This is a genomic window from Pseudarthrobacter sp. CC4, assembly GCF_048957775.1.
GTDB lineage: Bacteria > Actinomycetota > Actinomycetes > Actinomycetales > Micrococcaceae > Arthrobacter.
Window position 1 is genome coordinate 107942 of the sequence record NZ_JARCCZ010000016.1, and the last position, 13824, is coordinate 121765.

The 13824-nt window shown below is 67.6% G+C and carries 11 protein-coding genes; 7 read left to right on the top strand and 4 right to left on the bottom strand.

Annotated features, from left to right (window positions below; genetic code table 11):
• Positions 1-61: 61 nt before the first annotated feature.
• Genes acsA through PV768_RS12485 form a run of 5 tightly spaced genes read left to right on the top strand, consistent with a single transcriptional unit; the run spans position 62 to position 5477 of the window.
• A complete protein-coding gene (gene acsA / locus PV768_RS12465; protein WP_421093167.1) occupies positions 62-1873 on the top strand; it encodes an acetate--CoA ligase in 1812 nt (603 codons plus the stop codon).
• On the top strand, positions 1870-2868 hold the full coding sequence (pdhA, locus tag PV768_RS12470; RefSeq protein WP_323057952.1) for a pyruvate dehydrogenase (acetyl-transferring) E1 component subunit alpha: 999 nt from the start codon (positions 1870-1872) through the stop codon (positions 2866-2868). Before acsA ends, pdhA begins: the two co-directional genes overlap by 4 nt.
• Positions 2865-3845, top strand: a complete 981-nt coding sequence (locus PV768_RS12475) for an alpha-ketoacid dehydrogenase subunit beta (protein ID WP_321214947.1) — start codon at positions 2865-2867, stop codon at positions 3843-3845. Before pdhA ends, PV768_RS12475 begins: the two co-directional genes overlap by 4 nt.
• Positions 3838-5238, top strand: a complete 1401-nt coding sequence (locus tag PV768_RS12480; protein ID WP_323057953.1) for a dihydrolipoamide acetyltransferase family protein — start codon at positions 3838-3840, stop codon at positions 5236-5238. The genes PV768_RS12475 and PV768_RS12480 overlap by 8 nt, the downstream gene beginning before the upstream one ends.
• On the top strand, positions 5235-5477 hold the full coding sequence (locus PV768_RS12485) for an acyl carrier protein (RefSeq protein ID WP_321214945.1): 243 nt from the start codon (positions 5235-5237) through the stop codon (positions 5475-5477). The genes PV768_RS12480 and PV768_RS12485 overlap by 4 nt, the downstream gene beginning before the upstream one ends.
• Here PV768_RS12485 and mptB read toward each other — a convergent pair.
• Together mptB and PV768_RS12495 are read right to left on the bottom strand one after the other, a co-directional pair.
• Positions 5468-7066 carry a polyprenol phosphomannose-dependent alpha 1,6 mannosyltransferase MptB gene (mptB, locus tag PV768_RS12490; RefSeq protein ID WP_323057954.1) on the bottom strand — a complete coding sequence of 533 codons (1599 nt, stop codon included), beginning with the start codon at positions 7064-7066 and terminating at the stop codon, positions 5468-5470. The two genes, PV768_RS12485 and mptB, sit on opposite strands and share 10 nt — an antisense overlap.
• Positions 7067-7171: 105 nt before the next feature.
• On the bottom strand, positions 7172-8323 hold the full coding sequence (locus PV768_RS12495; protein ID WP_157240003.1) for a diguanylate cyclase: 1152 nt from the start codon (positions 8321-8323) through the stop codon (positions 7172-7174).
• A gap of 143 nt (positions 8324-8466) precedes the next feature.
• Here PV768_RS12495 and PV768_RS12500 point away from each other — a divergent pair, with 143 nt between their 5' ends.
• Positions 8467-8703, top strand: coding sequence for a zinc-ribbon domain-containing protein (locus PV768_RS12500; protein ID WP_421093168.1), 237 nt, complete (start codon positions 8467-8469; stop codon positions 8701-8703).
• Positions 8704-9006: 303 nt separating this feature from the next.
• A complete protein-coding gene (gene rsgA / locus PV768_RS12505) occupies positions 9007-10146 on the top strand; it encodes a ribosome small subunit-dependent GTPase A (RefSeq protein ID WP_421093169.1) in 1140 nt (379 codons plus the stop codon).
• 69 nt (positions 10147-10215) lie between these two features.
• Here rsgA and PV768_RS12510 read toward each other — a convergent pair whose 3' ends face one another.
• Together PV768_RS12510 and PV768_RS12515 are read right to left on the bottom strand one after the other, a co-directional pair.
• Positions 10216-11112, bottom strand: coding sequence for a fibronectin type III domain-containing protein (locus PV768_RS12510; protein WP_421093170.1), 897 nt, complete (start codon positions 11110-11112; stop codon positions 10216-10218).
• Positions 11113-11168: 56 nt separating this feature from the next.
• A complete protein-coding gene (locus PV768_RS12515) occupies positions 11169-13745 on the bottom strand; it encodes a glycosyl hydrolase (RefSeq protein ID WP_421093171.1) in 2577 nt (858 codons plus the stop codon).
• Between the last annotated feature and the right edge of the window lie 79 nt (positions 13746-13824).

Here is a 13824-nt window from a genome sequence, read left to right on the forward strand (position 1 = left end):
CCTCTTTCCCGGGGGACTTTCTACCCTTGCCCGCATGGGCTGCGGGGCGTCGGATAGGAACATGACGGCAGGAACCGAACGGCCCATGCGCTGGCAGCGAATCCCCAAGGACGTTCAAGGCTTCCCTGTCCGGCCCAACCTGCAGGACTATGAAACCGCCTGCCGCCAGTTCTCCTGGGACGATGCCCGCCGGGCTCTTTCCGGACTCCGGGGCGGCGGCCTGAACATAGCCCATGAAGCAGTGGACCGCCATGCCGCCGGGCCGCGGGCCCACCACGAGGCCTTGCGGTTCGTGCGCGCCGACGGATCCGCTCATTCCCTGACCTATCTGGAGCTTGCCGGCCAGACCAACCGTTTTGCCGCTGTGCTGCGGCAGCTGGGCATCGGCCGCGGGGAGCGGATCTTCTCGCTCACCGGCCGCAGCCCCGAGCTGTACGTTGCGGTGCTGGGCGCCCTCAAGAACGGAAGCGTCTTCTGCCCGTTGTTTTCCGCCTTCGGGCCGGAGCCCGTGAGGCAGCGCCTGCACCTGGGGCACGGGCGGGCGCTGGTCACCACCAGGGCTCTCTACCGCAAGAAAGTGGCCCAGATCCGGGATAGCCTCCCGGATCTCAAGCACGTCTTCCTCATTGACGCGGACGGCGCTCCGGAACCGGGGACCCTCGACCTCGCGGGGCTCCTGGCGGCCGCCCCGGCAGACAGCATCATGGCGCCCACCTCCGGCGAGGACATGGCGCTGCTGCACTTCACCAGCGGCACCACGGGCACCCCGAAAGGCGCCATCCATGTCCACGAGGCCGTCACCGCCCACTATGCGACGGGCCGGTTCGCGCTGGACCTGCACCCCGGCGACACCTACTGGTGCACAGCGGACCCCGGATGGGTCACGGGCACCTCCTACGGTGTCATCGCCCCGCTGGTGCACGGCGTCACCACAGTGGTGGACGAGGAGGAGATGGACGCGGACCGGTGGTACCGGATCCTCGCTGAGCAGCGCGTTACCGTCTGGTACACCGCGCCGACCGCCCTGCGCATGCTGATGAAAGCCGGCGCGGAGAGGGCCGCCGGGCACGATCTTTCGGCGCTGCGGTTCGTGGCCAGCGTGGGCGAGCCGCTCAACCCGGAAGTGGTGGTCTGGGGCCAGGAAGCGTTCGGCCTGCCCGTCCACGACAACTGGTGGCAGACGGAGACCGGCGGAATCATGATCGCCAACTTCGCGGCCACGGAAATCCGGCCCGGTTCCATGGGCCGGCCGCTGCCGGGAGTGGAGGCGGCGCTCGTCGCGCGGGACGGGGACGGCAAGCCGGTGGTCCGTGACGGCGACCCCGTGCTGGTCACGGAACCGGACACCATGGGGGAACTGGCGCTGCGCGCCGGCTGGCCATCAATGTTCAGGGGCTACCTCAATGAGGAGGAGCGCTACCGCAGGTGCTTCGCCGGAGGCTGGTACCTCACCGGGGACGTCGCAAAACGCGATGCGGACGGGTACTACTGGTTCGTTGGCCGCGGCGACGACGTCATCAAGTCCTCCGGCCACCTCATCGGTCCCTTCGAGGTGGAGAGCTCGCTGATGGAGCACCCGGCCGTGGCCCAGGCGGGGGTCATCGGCGTCCCGGACCCGGTGGCCGGCGAGGTGGTCAAGGCGTTTGTCGAGCTCAGGACCGGATGGGAGCCCTCCGAAGAGCTGCGCCTGGACATCATCGGTTTTGCGCGCAAGCGGCTCGGCGCCGCAGTTGCGCCGCGCATGGTGGACTTCACCGCGGCGCTGCCGAAAACCCGCAGCGGAAAGATCCTTCGGAGGCTCCTGAAGGCCCGCGAACTGGGGCTCCCCGAGGGGGACACATCCACCGTCGAAACCACCACGGAGGCACCATGACCGGCACACCGGAAAGGATCGGCGCGGACCGGGCCGGCACCGCGAGGCATCTCCTGCACCAGATGCTCCGGGTGCGCCGGCTGGAGGAAAAGTGCGTCGAACTCTACACCGAGGCGAAAATCCGGGGCTTCCTGCACGTCTACATCGGCGAGGAAGCCGTGGCTGCGGGCGTCCTGGACAACCTGGACGCAGGAGACGCCGTGGTGGCAACCTACCGGGAACACGGCCATGCACTGCTGCGGGGCGTGGCCGCCGGGGCCATCCTCGCCGAAATGTACGGCAACGTCCAGGGCTGCTGCCGCGGGCGGGGCGGCTCCATGCACCTGTTCGACGCCGCCACCCGCTTCTACGGCGGCAACGCGATCGTGGCGGGCGGGCTGCCCCTCGCCGTCGGCCTAGCGCTGGCGGACAAGATGGCCGGCCGCGCGCGCGTGACGGCCTGCTTCTTCGGCGAAGGGGCCGTGGCCGAGGGAGAATTCCACGAAAGCCTGAACCTGGCGGCACTGTGGCAGTTGCCCGTGCTCTTCTGCTGCGAGAACAACCTGTATGCGATGGGCACGGCACTGCGCCGCTCCGAGTCGCAGACGGACATTGCGCTGAAGGCTGCCGGCTACGAGCTCGCGGCCTGGGCAGTGGACGGGATGGACGTCCTCGCCGTCCATGAAGCCGCCCGCCGCGCCGTGGATGCCGTGCGGTCGGGCGCGGGTCCGCACTTCCTGGAGCTGCGGACCTACCGCTTCCGTGCCCACTCCATGTTTGATCCGGAGCGCTACCGGGAGAAGGCAGAGGTGGCGCACTGGATCGAGCGGGACCCCATCACCCTCCTGCGCAACGCCCTGGAGGCTGCGGGCCAGCTGAGCGAAGACCAGTTGGCAGGCATCCAGGGTGACGCCGACGCGGAGGTGGCGTCCGCCGTCGAGTTCGCCGAAGCCGGGACTCCGGAGCCGCTGGAGGACCTGGCCCGGTTTGTCTACAGCGAGCGGGGACCGGAATGAAAACCACCTACCGGGAAGCCATCAGGGCCGGGATCCGGGATGCCATGAACCGTGACCCCCGGGTGTTCCTCATGGGCGAGGACGTGGGCGCGTACGGCGGCTGCTTCGCCGTCAGCCTGGGACTGTTCGAGGAGTTCGGGCCGCAACGGATCCGCGACACTCCCCTGTCCGAATCCGGCTTCGTCGGTGCGGGCATCGGCGCGGCGCTGGGCGGCATGCGGCCCATCGTGGAGATCATGACCGTCAACTTCAGCCTGCTGGCCCTGGACCAGATCGTGAACAACGCGGCCACGCTCCTGCACATGTCCGGCGGGCAGTTCAACGTCCCGCTGGTGATCAGGATGACCACCGGCGCGGGACGCCAGCTGGGCGCCCAGCACTCGCACAGCCTGGAGGGCTGGTACGCCCACATTCCGGGCCTGCGCATTCTCGCGCCGGCCACCCTGGAGGATGCACGCGGCATGCTCTGGACCGCGCTGGAGGACCCGGACCCGGTGCTGATTTTCGAGCACGGGACGCTCTACAACATGCCGGGCGAGCTTGATGACGGCGCCGGGCCGGTGGACATCACCGCCGCCGCCGTCCGGCGGCCGGGGACGGACGTCTCGCTCATCACCTACGGCGGCACGCTGCCGGCAGTGCTCGACGCCGCCGGGCGGCTGGCAGCGGAAGGCATCGGTGCCGAGGTACTGGACCTGCGCGTCCTGCGCCCGCTCGATGATGCGGCAATCCTGGCCACGGTGGGCAAGACGCACCGGGCCGTGGTGGTGGATGAAGGGTGGCGCAGCGGCAGCATCTCGGCCGAGATCAGCGCGCGGATCACGGAGGCGGCCTTCTACGACCTCGACGCCCCGGTGGGACGGGTCTGCAGCGCCGAGGTCCCGCTGCCCTACGCCAAGCACCTGGAGCTTGCCGCGCTTCCCTCGGCTGAACGGATCGTGGCGGCGGCGCGGGAGGTGACGGGCGGGCGTGGGTGATTTCCGCATGCCGTCCCTGGGGGCGGATATGGACCACGGCAAGATGGTGGAGTGGCTCGTCAAGCCGGGCGACTACGTCCACCGCGGTGACGTGGTGGCCGTAGTGGACACCGAGAAGACGGTCATGGACATCGAGACCTTCGAAGAGGGGGTTGTGGCCGAGCTGCTGGTGGACGTCGGCACCACGGTTCCCGTCGGCACCCCGCTCGCGCGGATCACTGCAACGCCCGATGACGGGACGGGAGCCGCGCCGCCGGCGGAAACCCACGGGCCCCTCTCGCCCCCGGTGCGGCACCTCGCCCACCAGCTGGGAGTTGATCCGGGCTCCATCCGCGGCACGGGCAGGCACGGGGCGGTGACGCGTTCCGACGTGGAACGCGCTGCAGCGCTGGTGCCGGTGACGGCAGCTCCGGAACCCGCACCGGCAGCTCCGGAGCCCGCGGCGCCTCACGTGGAGGACGACGGCGGCAACCGTGGGCGGGTGCGCTCGTCACCTCTCGCCCGGCGCCTGGCGGCCGAGCGCGGAGTTGACCTTTCGGCCGTGGCCGGGACCGGGCCCGGCGGTGCGGTCACGGAAGGCGACGTCCTCCACGCGGCCGCTGCCGCCCCCGCACCGGTGCCACCAGGGGGTGCGGCGCCGGAAGCTCCGGCATCACCGGAGCTGACTGTGCCTGAAGTCCCGGCAACAGCAGAAGAGCCTGCGGCCAGGCCCGCGGAGGACCGGCAGCGCGAGGCAAGCCTGCGCAGGGCGGTCGGGGCGCTGATGTCCCGCTCCAAGAAGACGATTCCGCACTACTACCTCAGCACCACGCTGGACATGGGTGCCGCTGTGGCCTGGATGCAGTCCGTTAACCTCCAGCGCCCTGTTTCCTCCCGGCTGGTTCCCTCTGCACTCCTGCTGAAGGCCGCTGCCCTTGCTGCCAGGGACGTGCCCGAGGTCAACGGCCTGTATGTGGATGACGAGTTCCGGCCCAGCCAGGCAGTGCATCTCGGCGTCGCCGTTGCCCTTCGGAAGGGCGGCATCGTGGCCCCGGCAATCCACGACGCCGACCAGCTCCCGGTGGACACCCTCATGGAGCAGCTGAGGGACCTCGTGTCCCGTGCCCGGGCAGGCAGGCTGCAGCGGGCAGAAATGGCCGATCCCACCATCACCGTGACCAACCTGGGCGACCTGGGCGTGGAGAGCGTGTTCGGGGTGATCTATCCGCCGCAGGTGGCCATGGTGGGCCTGGGCCGGCTGATGGAACAACCGTGGGCGCACGAGGGAATGCTCGGCGTCCGTCCCGTGGTGACGGCCACCCTCTCCGCCGACCACAGGGTGAGTGACGGCCTGCGCGGCGCACGTTACCTGGCGCGGCTGGACGAACTGCTGCAAAAGCCGGAGGAACTATGAACGAACAGGACGCCCGCGCGGCAGTGCACCAGGCGATCGGGCAGGTGGCGCCGGACGTGGAGCCGGCGGACCTTGCGGACGGTGCACGGCTGCGGCAGGACCTTGAACTCGATTCACTCGACTTCCTGCGGCTTGTGGAGACCATATATTCCGCAACAGGCATAAATATTCCGGAAGGCGACTACCCCCGGGTGGCGACGGTGGGCGGCCTGATCGCGTACATCGCCGGTCACGCCTGACGCCGGGCAGCCCCGCGTCTCGCCTCGACTACGGCCACAGCCCAGCGCCACCCGCGTTTTACCAGGTCAAGCGGCCTGGCCTCGATGAGCAGCCGCCGTGTATGCAGATCGAGGAATAGAAGGTAGAACGTGAAGGCAAGGGCTGTGACGAACGCCAGCGAGGAGGCGTCGATGGGCAGTGCCACGAAGGACCACACGGAGAGCTGGTCCTGCGCCCCGAACACCACAAAGAACGTCACGCCCACGTACAACGACCTGATCTGCCAGTCGTCCCGGATACCGGTAACGGCCAGGAAAGGCAGGAACCAGAGGATGTACCAGGGCTGGATGATGGGCGAGAGCATCACGACGGCGGTAAACGCCAGCGCCATCCGGCGCACCGCCCGCGAGTAGTCACCGCGGAACATCAGGACCAGGACCAGCGCGATCGCCGCCCATTTCATTCCCGTCCGCAGGAGGGTGGCGAACGTGCCGCCGGGGAGCCCCAGCACGTTGCCCAGGAACTCCACCTGCTGGCCCAGGAAGCCCGATGGCGAGTAGCCGGTATAGCCCGGCGTGGGGTCCATGATGGCCCACACCCATCCCATCCCCAGGTTGTACGGGATGCCGCTGAGGGCCAGCACGCCGAAGCTGATGCCCGCCGTCGCGCCCCACATCAGGAACTTGCGGGGCCAGGAAGCCGACGGTCCCGCCCACATCAGGCCAACAAAGGGAAGCAGGAGGACGGTGATCGGCTTGATTCCGATCGACGCGGTCACCAGCAGCACTCCGAGCAGGTACCGGCGCGTGGCCGCGAGGTAGACGCCTGCGACGGCGAGGCCCACCATGAGGGCGTCGTTGTGCGCGCTGGCAATGAAGCTGATCAGGAACAGCGGGTTGGCCACGGAGATCCAGAGTGCACGCGCCCCGTTGATGCCGTGCAGCTCCGCCAGCCTGGGCACATAGATGACGCAAAGCAGGACCCCGACGCCGGCGAGGAGGCGGAACAGGAGGACAGACACATCCGGCTGCGCGCCGGTCAGCCCCACCACCCCGCGCGCCAGCCAGAGGAAGTACGGACCGTAGGGGGTCCTGGCTTCCGCCCAGGCAGGATCGGCGCCGAGCGAGAACCAGTTGCTGAGCGTGGAAATCCCCACCTGGTAAGGGTTCTGGCCCTCCATGACCAGCCGGCCCTGGCCGGTGTAGGCGTAGACGTCGCGGGAAAATACGGGGACACAGAAAAGCAGCGGCAGGGACCAGGCAGAGATGGCGAGGACGACGGACCGCAGCGACGATTTGCCCCAATCCGCCAGGCGCTGGCCCAGCCGGAGCCAGGACCGCATCAGCACCATGGCGCCCACCGTCAGGAGCACGGTGGATACAGTCACTCCCCAGCCCTCGGTGCGGAGGGCGATTACCACCGGCTGGCGGATCATGGGTGAGCCGTTGGCGATCCACCCGGTCCCGATGGAACCGATAAACATCATCAGGGCCCCGACAAAGCCCTCGATGGTGGCCAGGTAGGCGCGGCCGGTGGCCGGGCCGGAGGCTTTAGCCGACGCTGCCGGCTGCGTCTCCGAAGTCCCGAGGTGTGACCCGCCTGCCGTCATGTTTGTCTGGTCCCTCACTTGGTTACGGCGCTGGTTGGACCAGCAATAAGGCCGCCCTGCAACGCCGCTATTTTATCAGCCGGGTTTCCCGCGCCCCTTCCGAGGCTAGAGCATACGGTCGCTGCGGGCGGTCCGGTTCCGGCCGAGCGACTTTGCCCGGTAAAGGGCGGCGTCCGCTGAGGCGATGAGGCGTTCCACATCCGTTGTGGCACCGTCATACGTGGAAATACCGTAACTGACCGTCGGCATGTCCATCCCGTCCACGGTTGCAGCCGCCGCCAGGCGCCGGCTGATCGACTTAGCGATGATTTCCGCCCGTTCCGCGCTGGCACCCGGGATAAGGATCACAAATTCCTCCCCGCCGTAGCGTCCCACCAGGTCGGTGGACCGCACCGTGGCGGCGCAGGCGTCCGCGAACGTCTGCAGGGCCACGTCCCCGGCGGCGTGGCCGTAGGTGTCGTTGACCGCCTTGAAGTGGTCCAGGTCCGCCAGGACCAGGGCGCCGGTGCCTTTGGCGATGGACAGGTCGGCCAACTGTTCGGCCGCCAGGTTCAGGAAGGCCTTGCGGTTGAGGAGGCCGGTGAGGTCATCACGGGAGGCCACCATGCGCAGCGCCCTGGTCTGCTGTTCATTGCTGAGGGCCGCCATGCTGAAGGAAACCACCACCAGGAGGACCATGGTCACCAGTGTGGTCACCGCGGAACCAAAAACAGTGACGAAGATGGGGCCGTCCTGCCCCTCCAGCATGAACGCCGCCCAGCGCAGCACATAGAACACGGAGAGTCCGCCGGCCGCCGCCGCCATGGGGATCCGCACGCGCGAGTATCCCGGTTCCAGCCGCCAGAGCTCGCGCGACGCCAGGCCTATGGTGAGGCTCATGGCTGCCAGGAACACGGGGCCGCCGGACCAGGTGTTGGTGGCCGGGTTGTCCAGGACCGAGGCAACCAGGGTCACCAGGGGGATGGCGGCGAACGCCCACGTTGGCGGCGGCACGGTCCGCAGCGACCGGGCGCCCGCCCAGACAGCCACTCCGCCGAGCACCAGGAGCACGTTGCCCAAGGGGTTGCCCCAGACCTGGTGTGCTGTTCCATCCAGGAGGAAACAGCCGGATCCTGACAGGAAAAACAGCAGCGCCAGGCACCACCAGCCGCTGTAGGGCGAGCGCGTGGTCCGGTAGGCGGAGAAGTAGAAGAGGAGCACCAGCACCAGCGCCATCAGGCCAAAGGCGATCCGGAGGGTTGTGGTATCCAGAGCCATGTTTCCGAAGTCCCCCCACTGCCGATACCGCGCCGACCCCAAGTATCGCACCGGTCCGGGAGGTTGTCAGGATGGGATTACGGCTGGCGCAGGGCCTAGTGTTGTCAGGACAGCCAGCAGGACTATTCCGGAAGGCAATCCCCATGCTCCTTCTCTTTGGTTTCAAGACCGTGCTCAAGGCCTTGCCCGGGAAACCGGCCACCTGCCAGTACTGCCGGGCGTTCGCCCACCACCGCCTTGAGGAGCGGTCCACCAAGTTCACGCTCTTCTTCATTCCGGTGTTCACCACGTCGCGTTCCTACCAGATCACGTGCACCAATTGCGGGCACGTCTCGAGCATTTCCGCGCGGCAGAAGCGGGCGTTGGAACTGCAGCGCTAACCAACCCAACCGCCCATGGAACAAAAGCGGAAAACCATGGACGTTCGTGCCGCCCGTGGCTAGAGTGGGACCCGACTGTGAGCCTCGGCTCCAGGAGTTGGCGGGAAATACCGGGACGTGTCCGTCCTGATGTGGCAAAAGGAGGTGTCTGTGATGACTGTTCAAGCCCTGCGTCCTGCGCGCCCCGCACTTTTCATCCGGACCCTTCCCCTTTTCCGCACCGGCCCCGCCTGACCTCCCGCGGGGCGCCGAACACCAAAGGCCGCAGGCCGGTGCGCGGGGGCCCTCCCGTGAGGTATCACAGTGAACACATCGTCAGGCAGCGGCCTGGAAAGCACCAACCACCCAAGCGACGGTCCGCTCCCCTATGGCTATACCCCCGCCGTCGCCCAGCACTTCGAGGACCATCCGATGCCGGCGGCCACCGGGCGCGGGCGGGTGGTCCGCGTGGACAGGAACCTGCTGCTGGTGGCTGCGGGCGCGGACCTGCTGCACCTGCCCTATCCGCTGAGCGGAAAACCGGCAGTAACCGGAGACTGGGTGTGGATAGGCCCCAACCGGGCCGGCGAGCGCCAGATCCTCAGCGTCCTGCCGCGCCGTTCGGAACTGAGCCGCGAGCGCGCGTTCGAAGCCTCCTCCGAGGCACAGGTCCTGGCCGCCAACATGGACACCGTCGGCGTGGTGGTCCCGGTCGACCGGCCCCTGACTCACAACCGGTTGGAACGCACCCTTGTGGCCGCGTGGGACTCGGGGGCTACTCCCTTGGTGATCATCACCAAGGCGGACCTCGCGGACGTGGCGGACGACGTCGTCGGGAAAGTCATCCTGCAGGCTGCAGGCGTGGATGTGGTCACCACCTCCGCGGAAACCGGCGACGGCATCGATCAGCTGCTGGCGCACATCCCGGCGGGCGGAACCATCGTGCTCCTGGGGCCATCGGGTGCCGGAAAGTCCACGCTCATCAATGCGCTGGTGGGCCGCGACATCCAGGACACCGGCGAGGTGCGCTCCGGCGACTTCAGGGGGAGGCACACCACCACCTCCCGGGAACTGGTCCCGCTCGCGAACGGGACGGTGCTGATGGACACGCCCGGCGTGCGGGGCTTCGGCCTGTTCGACGCCGAGGACGGCATCGGCGAGATGTTCGGCGATGTGGAGGCGCTGGCGGCCGGGTGCAGGTTTTCGGACTGTTCCCACCAGGGCGAACCCGGCTGCGCTGTTCAGGAGGCTCTTGCCACAGGCGTGCTGGAGGAGCGCCGCTGGCACAACTACCTGAAGCTGCAGCGGGAGCTTGCCGCCCTGGCCCGCCGGAGCGACGCCGCGGCGCAGCGTGCCTACCAGCGGGAGTGGCACCAGAAAGTGGTGGCGGCAGGGAAGTCCCAGCGCTGGGCCGAACGCGAGACGGCGGAGAGGAAGGAACGGCCGGGCCGGAAGCGGCGGTGACGGCCGGTGGCTCCGCGGCCCGGGTTTTTCCGGGGCCACGGAGCCACCTGATAGCTGTGGTTCCCTTTCTTACTTGGTGGCCGCCATGGTGGTCAGCCACCCTCCGGTGCCGATTTCCGTGACGGCAGCAATCCGCACCTGATACTCCGTTTTTCCGAGAAGTCCCGTGATCTTTGCATCCGTCGCCGTATTGACCCCGTCACCAAAGGTCCGCCAGTTCACTCCGTCGGTAGAGGTCTCAATGACGTAGTCGGTGACCGGGAACCCGCCATCGGAGGCAGGCGCGGTCCAGGACACCAGCAAGGATTTGCCTTGCACCTTTATCACGGCACCGCGGGGTGCGGAGGGTGCCGGGATGGTGGTGGCTGCCACCGGCTGGGAGAACTCGCCGGGCCCTGCTGCCGAGACTGACTGCACCCTGATCTGGTATTCAGTGCCGGGGTTCAGTCCCGGGACCCGGGCTCCCGGCGTGGACGTTACGGACTCATACACCGGGAGCCACTCCGTGTCACCGGTGGCGCGGTACTGCAGCCGGTAGTCACTGATCGGGGCCGTGCCGGTTACCAGCGGGGCCGCCCAGGCGACATCAATGGCGGAACCGCTGACCGGAGTCAGCTTCACTTCGCTGGGGCTGCCGGGAAGTCCTGAAGGCTCAGGCTCCGGATCAGACCCGCCGCCAAGGGTAAGCCCTGCGAAGGGTGCCTTGACCACCGAGGTGGCCAGGTCGATGGTTGACGGCGATGTGCCCAAGACGTTCCACAGCTCAACCTTCATGGAGCCATCCACCAAAGCTCCAAGCTCGCCCTCGACGGAGGAGAAGCCACGCTCTGCGGTATACCGTTCGTATCCCGTCACCGGGTCGGTGGGGAAATAGTTGTAGGTTTCAATCCTGTCGTAGGTGCCGTCTCCGGTCAGGTCATATGAAACCCTGATGCGGGTTCCGTTCCCGACGCCGGCAGTGTCCACGCCGATATCGAACGCGGTCCTGCTGCCTGCAAAAGTGCCATTCAGGTTATCGGCCGTCAGGGTAAGACCTGTTGCCGGATCACCGACTGCGTCGGGTCCGCTGCGGGGGCGAGCGTTGCCACGGGCGCGGTGCCGGGCTGGGACAGGAACGATCCGTCGGCACCGAGGTAGAACGTGGTGGTGGTTGGTGCGGGCGGGTCCGTGGGATCCCCGGGCACTTCCGTGCCGCTCGGCGCGCCGCCGCCGCTCCAGGTTTGCGCACCGGATGTTGTCGTCTTGCCGGCGGCGACGTCAAGCACCGTGCCGTCGGAGAACGTGACCGTCAGGGGTTCCTGCGTAATGTTGCTCGCCACGTAGGTCCTGGCCCCGTCCTTGGTGAACACGGCCGCCATCGGATCATCGGCACGGACGCTGCTGTCCAGGGTTCCCAAGGATGTAAGATTGGCGATCCAATGATAGGTGTGGGCCCGGCTCTCGCCTTCCTCCTCCGGGTATTCACGGTCGTTGTCCAGCGCGGCAAGTGCTGCCGGCGCATCCCCGAGGGCCAGGTAGGACCACAGAATGTCCTGCCATACGGTGGGATTGCCGTTGTTCACGTCCACCATTTCGGCGTAGTTGGACACAACGTCATCCGGACGCAGGCCCAGGTAAAGGTGCCCGCCGGTGATCGGCAGGGTATTGATTCCCTGGATCATCTCGGCTTCGGCACTGAACCACGTGGAGTACGTGCCGCCGTCGCCCCAGATCATGCCGGCCGTGCTGTGGCCAAAGGAGTCGGGCATGGCGCCGGATTCGTCGAACCAGTACTGCTGGATAGCGGCGGTCTGGGTTGCGTAGAGGTAGATGCCCGCGTCGCGGGTGGCAGTATCTCCGGTTGCCGTTCCCCATTGGATGAGGCCGTTGGCGAAGTTTTGTCCCTCGGAGCTCGATTCCTGGTTGTTACCGGCGCCGAACGCGCCGTGACCCGACGCCCAGTCGTGGCCGGCGTAGATATCGAAGTCGCGCAGATACGGGTAGCGGGTGTCGGCGCGGTCGAAGTTGTTGGCATCGGCAATCAGTTCATCCACCATGCCCCCGTAGGCAGCGTCTGCCGCCCACTCCGGTTCAAACCGCGCCAGGGTGGCCGCTGCCACCACGAAGTAGCCGTAGTGGAAATGGTGGTCGTTGAGTTCCTTGTCGGAACCGTACGACGCCGGGAACCCGACGAGGGTGCCCCAGTTCGAGTTATAGGCGAAGACCTGTTCGGTCTCGCCGGGCGAGGCGGTGAACCAGTTGGTGAGCGTTTCCTTCATCTGGGCAAGGGCGGTGTCGCGCACAGCCGTACGGTCGAGCTGGTCGGCGATCTCCACAATGCGGGCGGCGCGGCCGAGGGCCTTGCCGGTCCAGTAGGTGTCGTCCTTGTCGATGCTCATGGGGTCGGCGGCGACCTGGTCGAGCAGGGCGTCCAGGCGGGCATTCGCTTCACCGGCCCCTGTCGCTACGGCCGGGACCTCAGGCAGCACGCCGGTGAAAGGGGTGTTTGTGGTGAAGGAGGTGGCACCGACCAGCGTGGTCATAGCGCCGCGCGGGGACACGTAGGTGCGGTCCAGCTCGGCACCGGCGGAGGGTCCGTCGCCGGTCACGCCGCCGAGGTAAGCGCTCTGGTGCGGGTAGAGCGAGAGCACGGTGCCGGAGTTGGTTCCCTCCCGCACCTCTGTCTCGGCCGAGTAGGTGGTCTCGACCACGCTGCCGGTCTCGTTGTAAACGAAATCGGCCCGTGTTCCAGTGACTTTGGCATAGGCGTACGGCGTGTAGTCGTCAGCGACGGCCGTGCGCGCCGCGTCGGTGTCGGATTGGCCCGTCGGCAGTGCGGCCACGGAGAGATACCCCTTGCCGTTGAGCGTGCTGCTCAGTTTCGTTCCGGAGACGGTCCAGGCAGCGCCGGTAGGTGCGAACGCGACGTAGTCCCCGCCGCCGGAGCTGAACCCGATGCGCTCACCGTCGTTGAGCCAGACGCGCAGGTCGGCTCCGGCGGTGATGACGGCGTCCCCGCCGGCGATGTCGTACCAGCTGAAGGGCAGGCCGTGCCCGATGGTGGCGGTCATTGACCGGGTGCCGTCACTCCAGGAGGGGGTGACGGTCCAGTCGGTCCAGTCGGCGACCTCGACGACGGGGGCGGTCAGCCCGGCGACGCCGACCATCACGTCCTGCGCGTAGGCGTAGTGGAATTCACCGATGCCGCCGGCTGTCCCGCTCATGGTCGGAGTCGTGGTATTCGAGAGCCCGAGGCCGGCGGCCTGGGGAAGGTAGGAAAGCGGGTGCGCGTGCAGCGGCTCGCTGCCCACGCAGTTGTACTTCTTGAACAGGAGCGAGGACCACCAGTCATTGGTGGGAACCGCTCCGGCGGGCGCGGCATCAGTTACGTAGGCCCGGGCATCGGTCGCGAGTGGCGCGCAGCCCTCGGGTGCAGGCCCGATGGCATCCGTGGTGTAGCTTCCGGTGCCGACAGGAAGGGTTTCCGCGTGCGCCATTCCTGCCGGAATGAGGCCGCCCAGGAGAACCGCGGCCACTCCCAGTGCGGCAAACCGTGGCGCTGCGGCCCCATCCCTGCTCCGGCTCTTCCGGGGTTCCCGGACCTTATGGTGGATCGTCATGATACTCATCCTGTCTGTTCGTGTCGCCTGGTTGCTCCACGGGCAAGCGGCCCCAACATCTAAACCGCTGAGTGTTGGT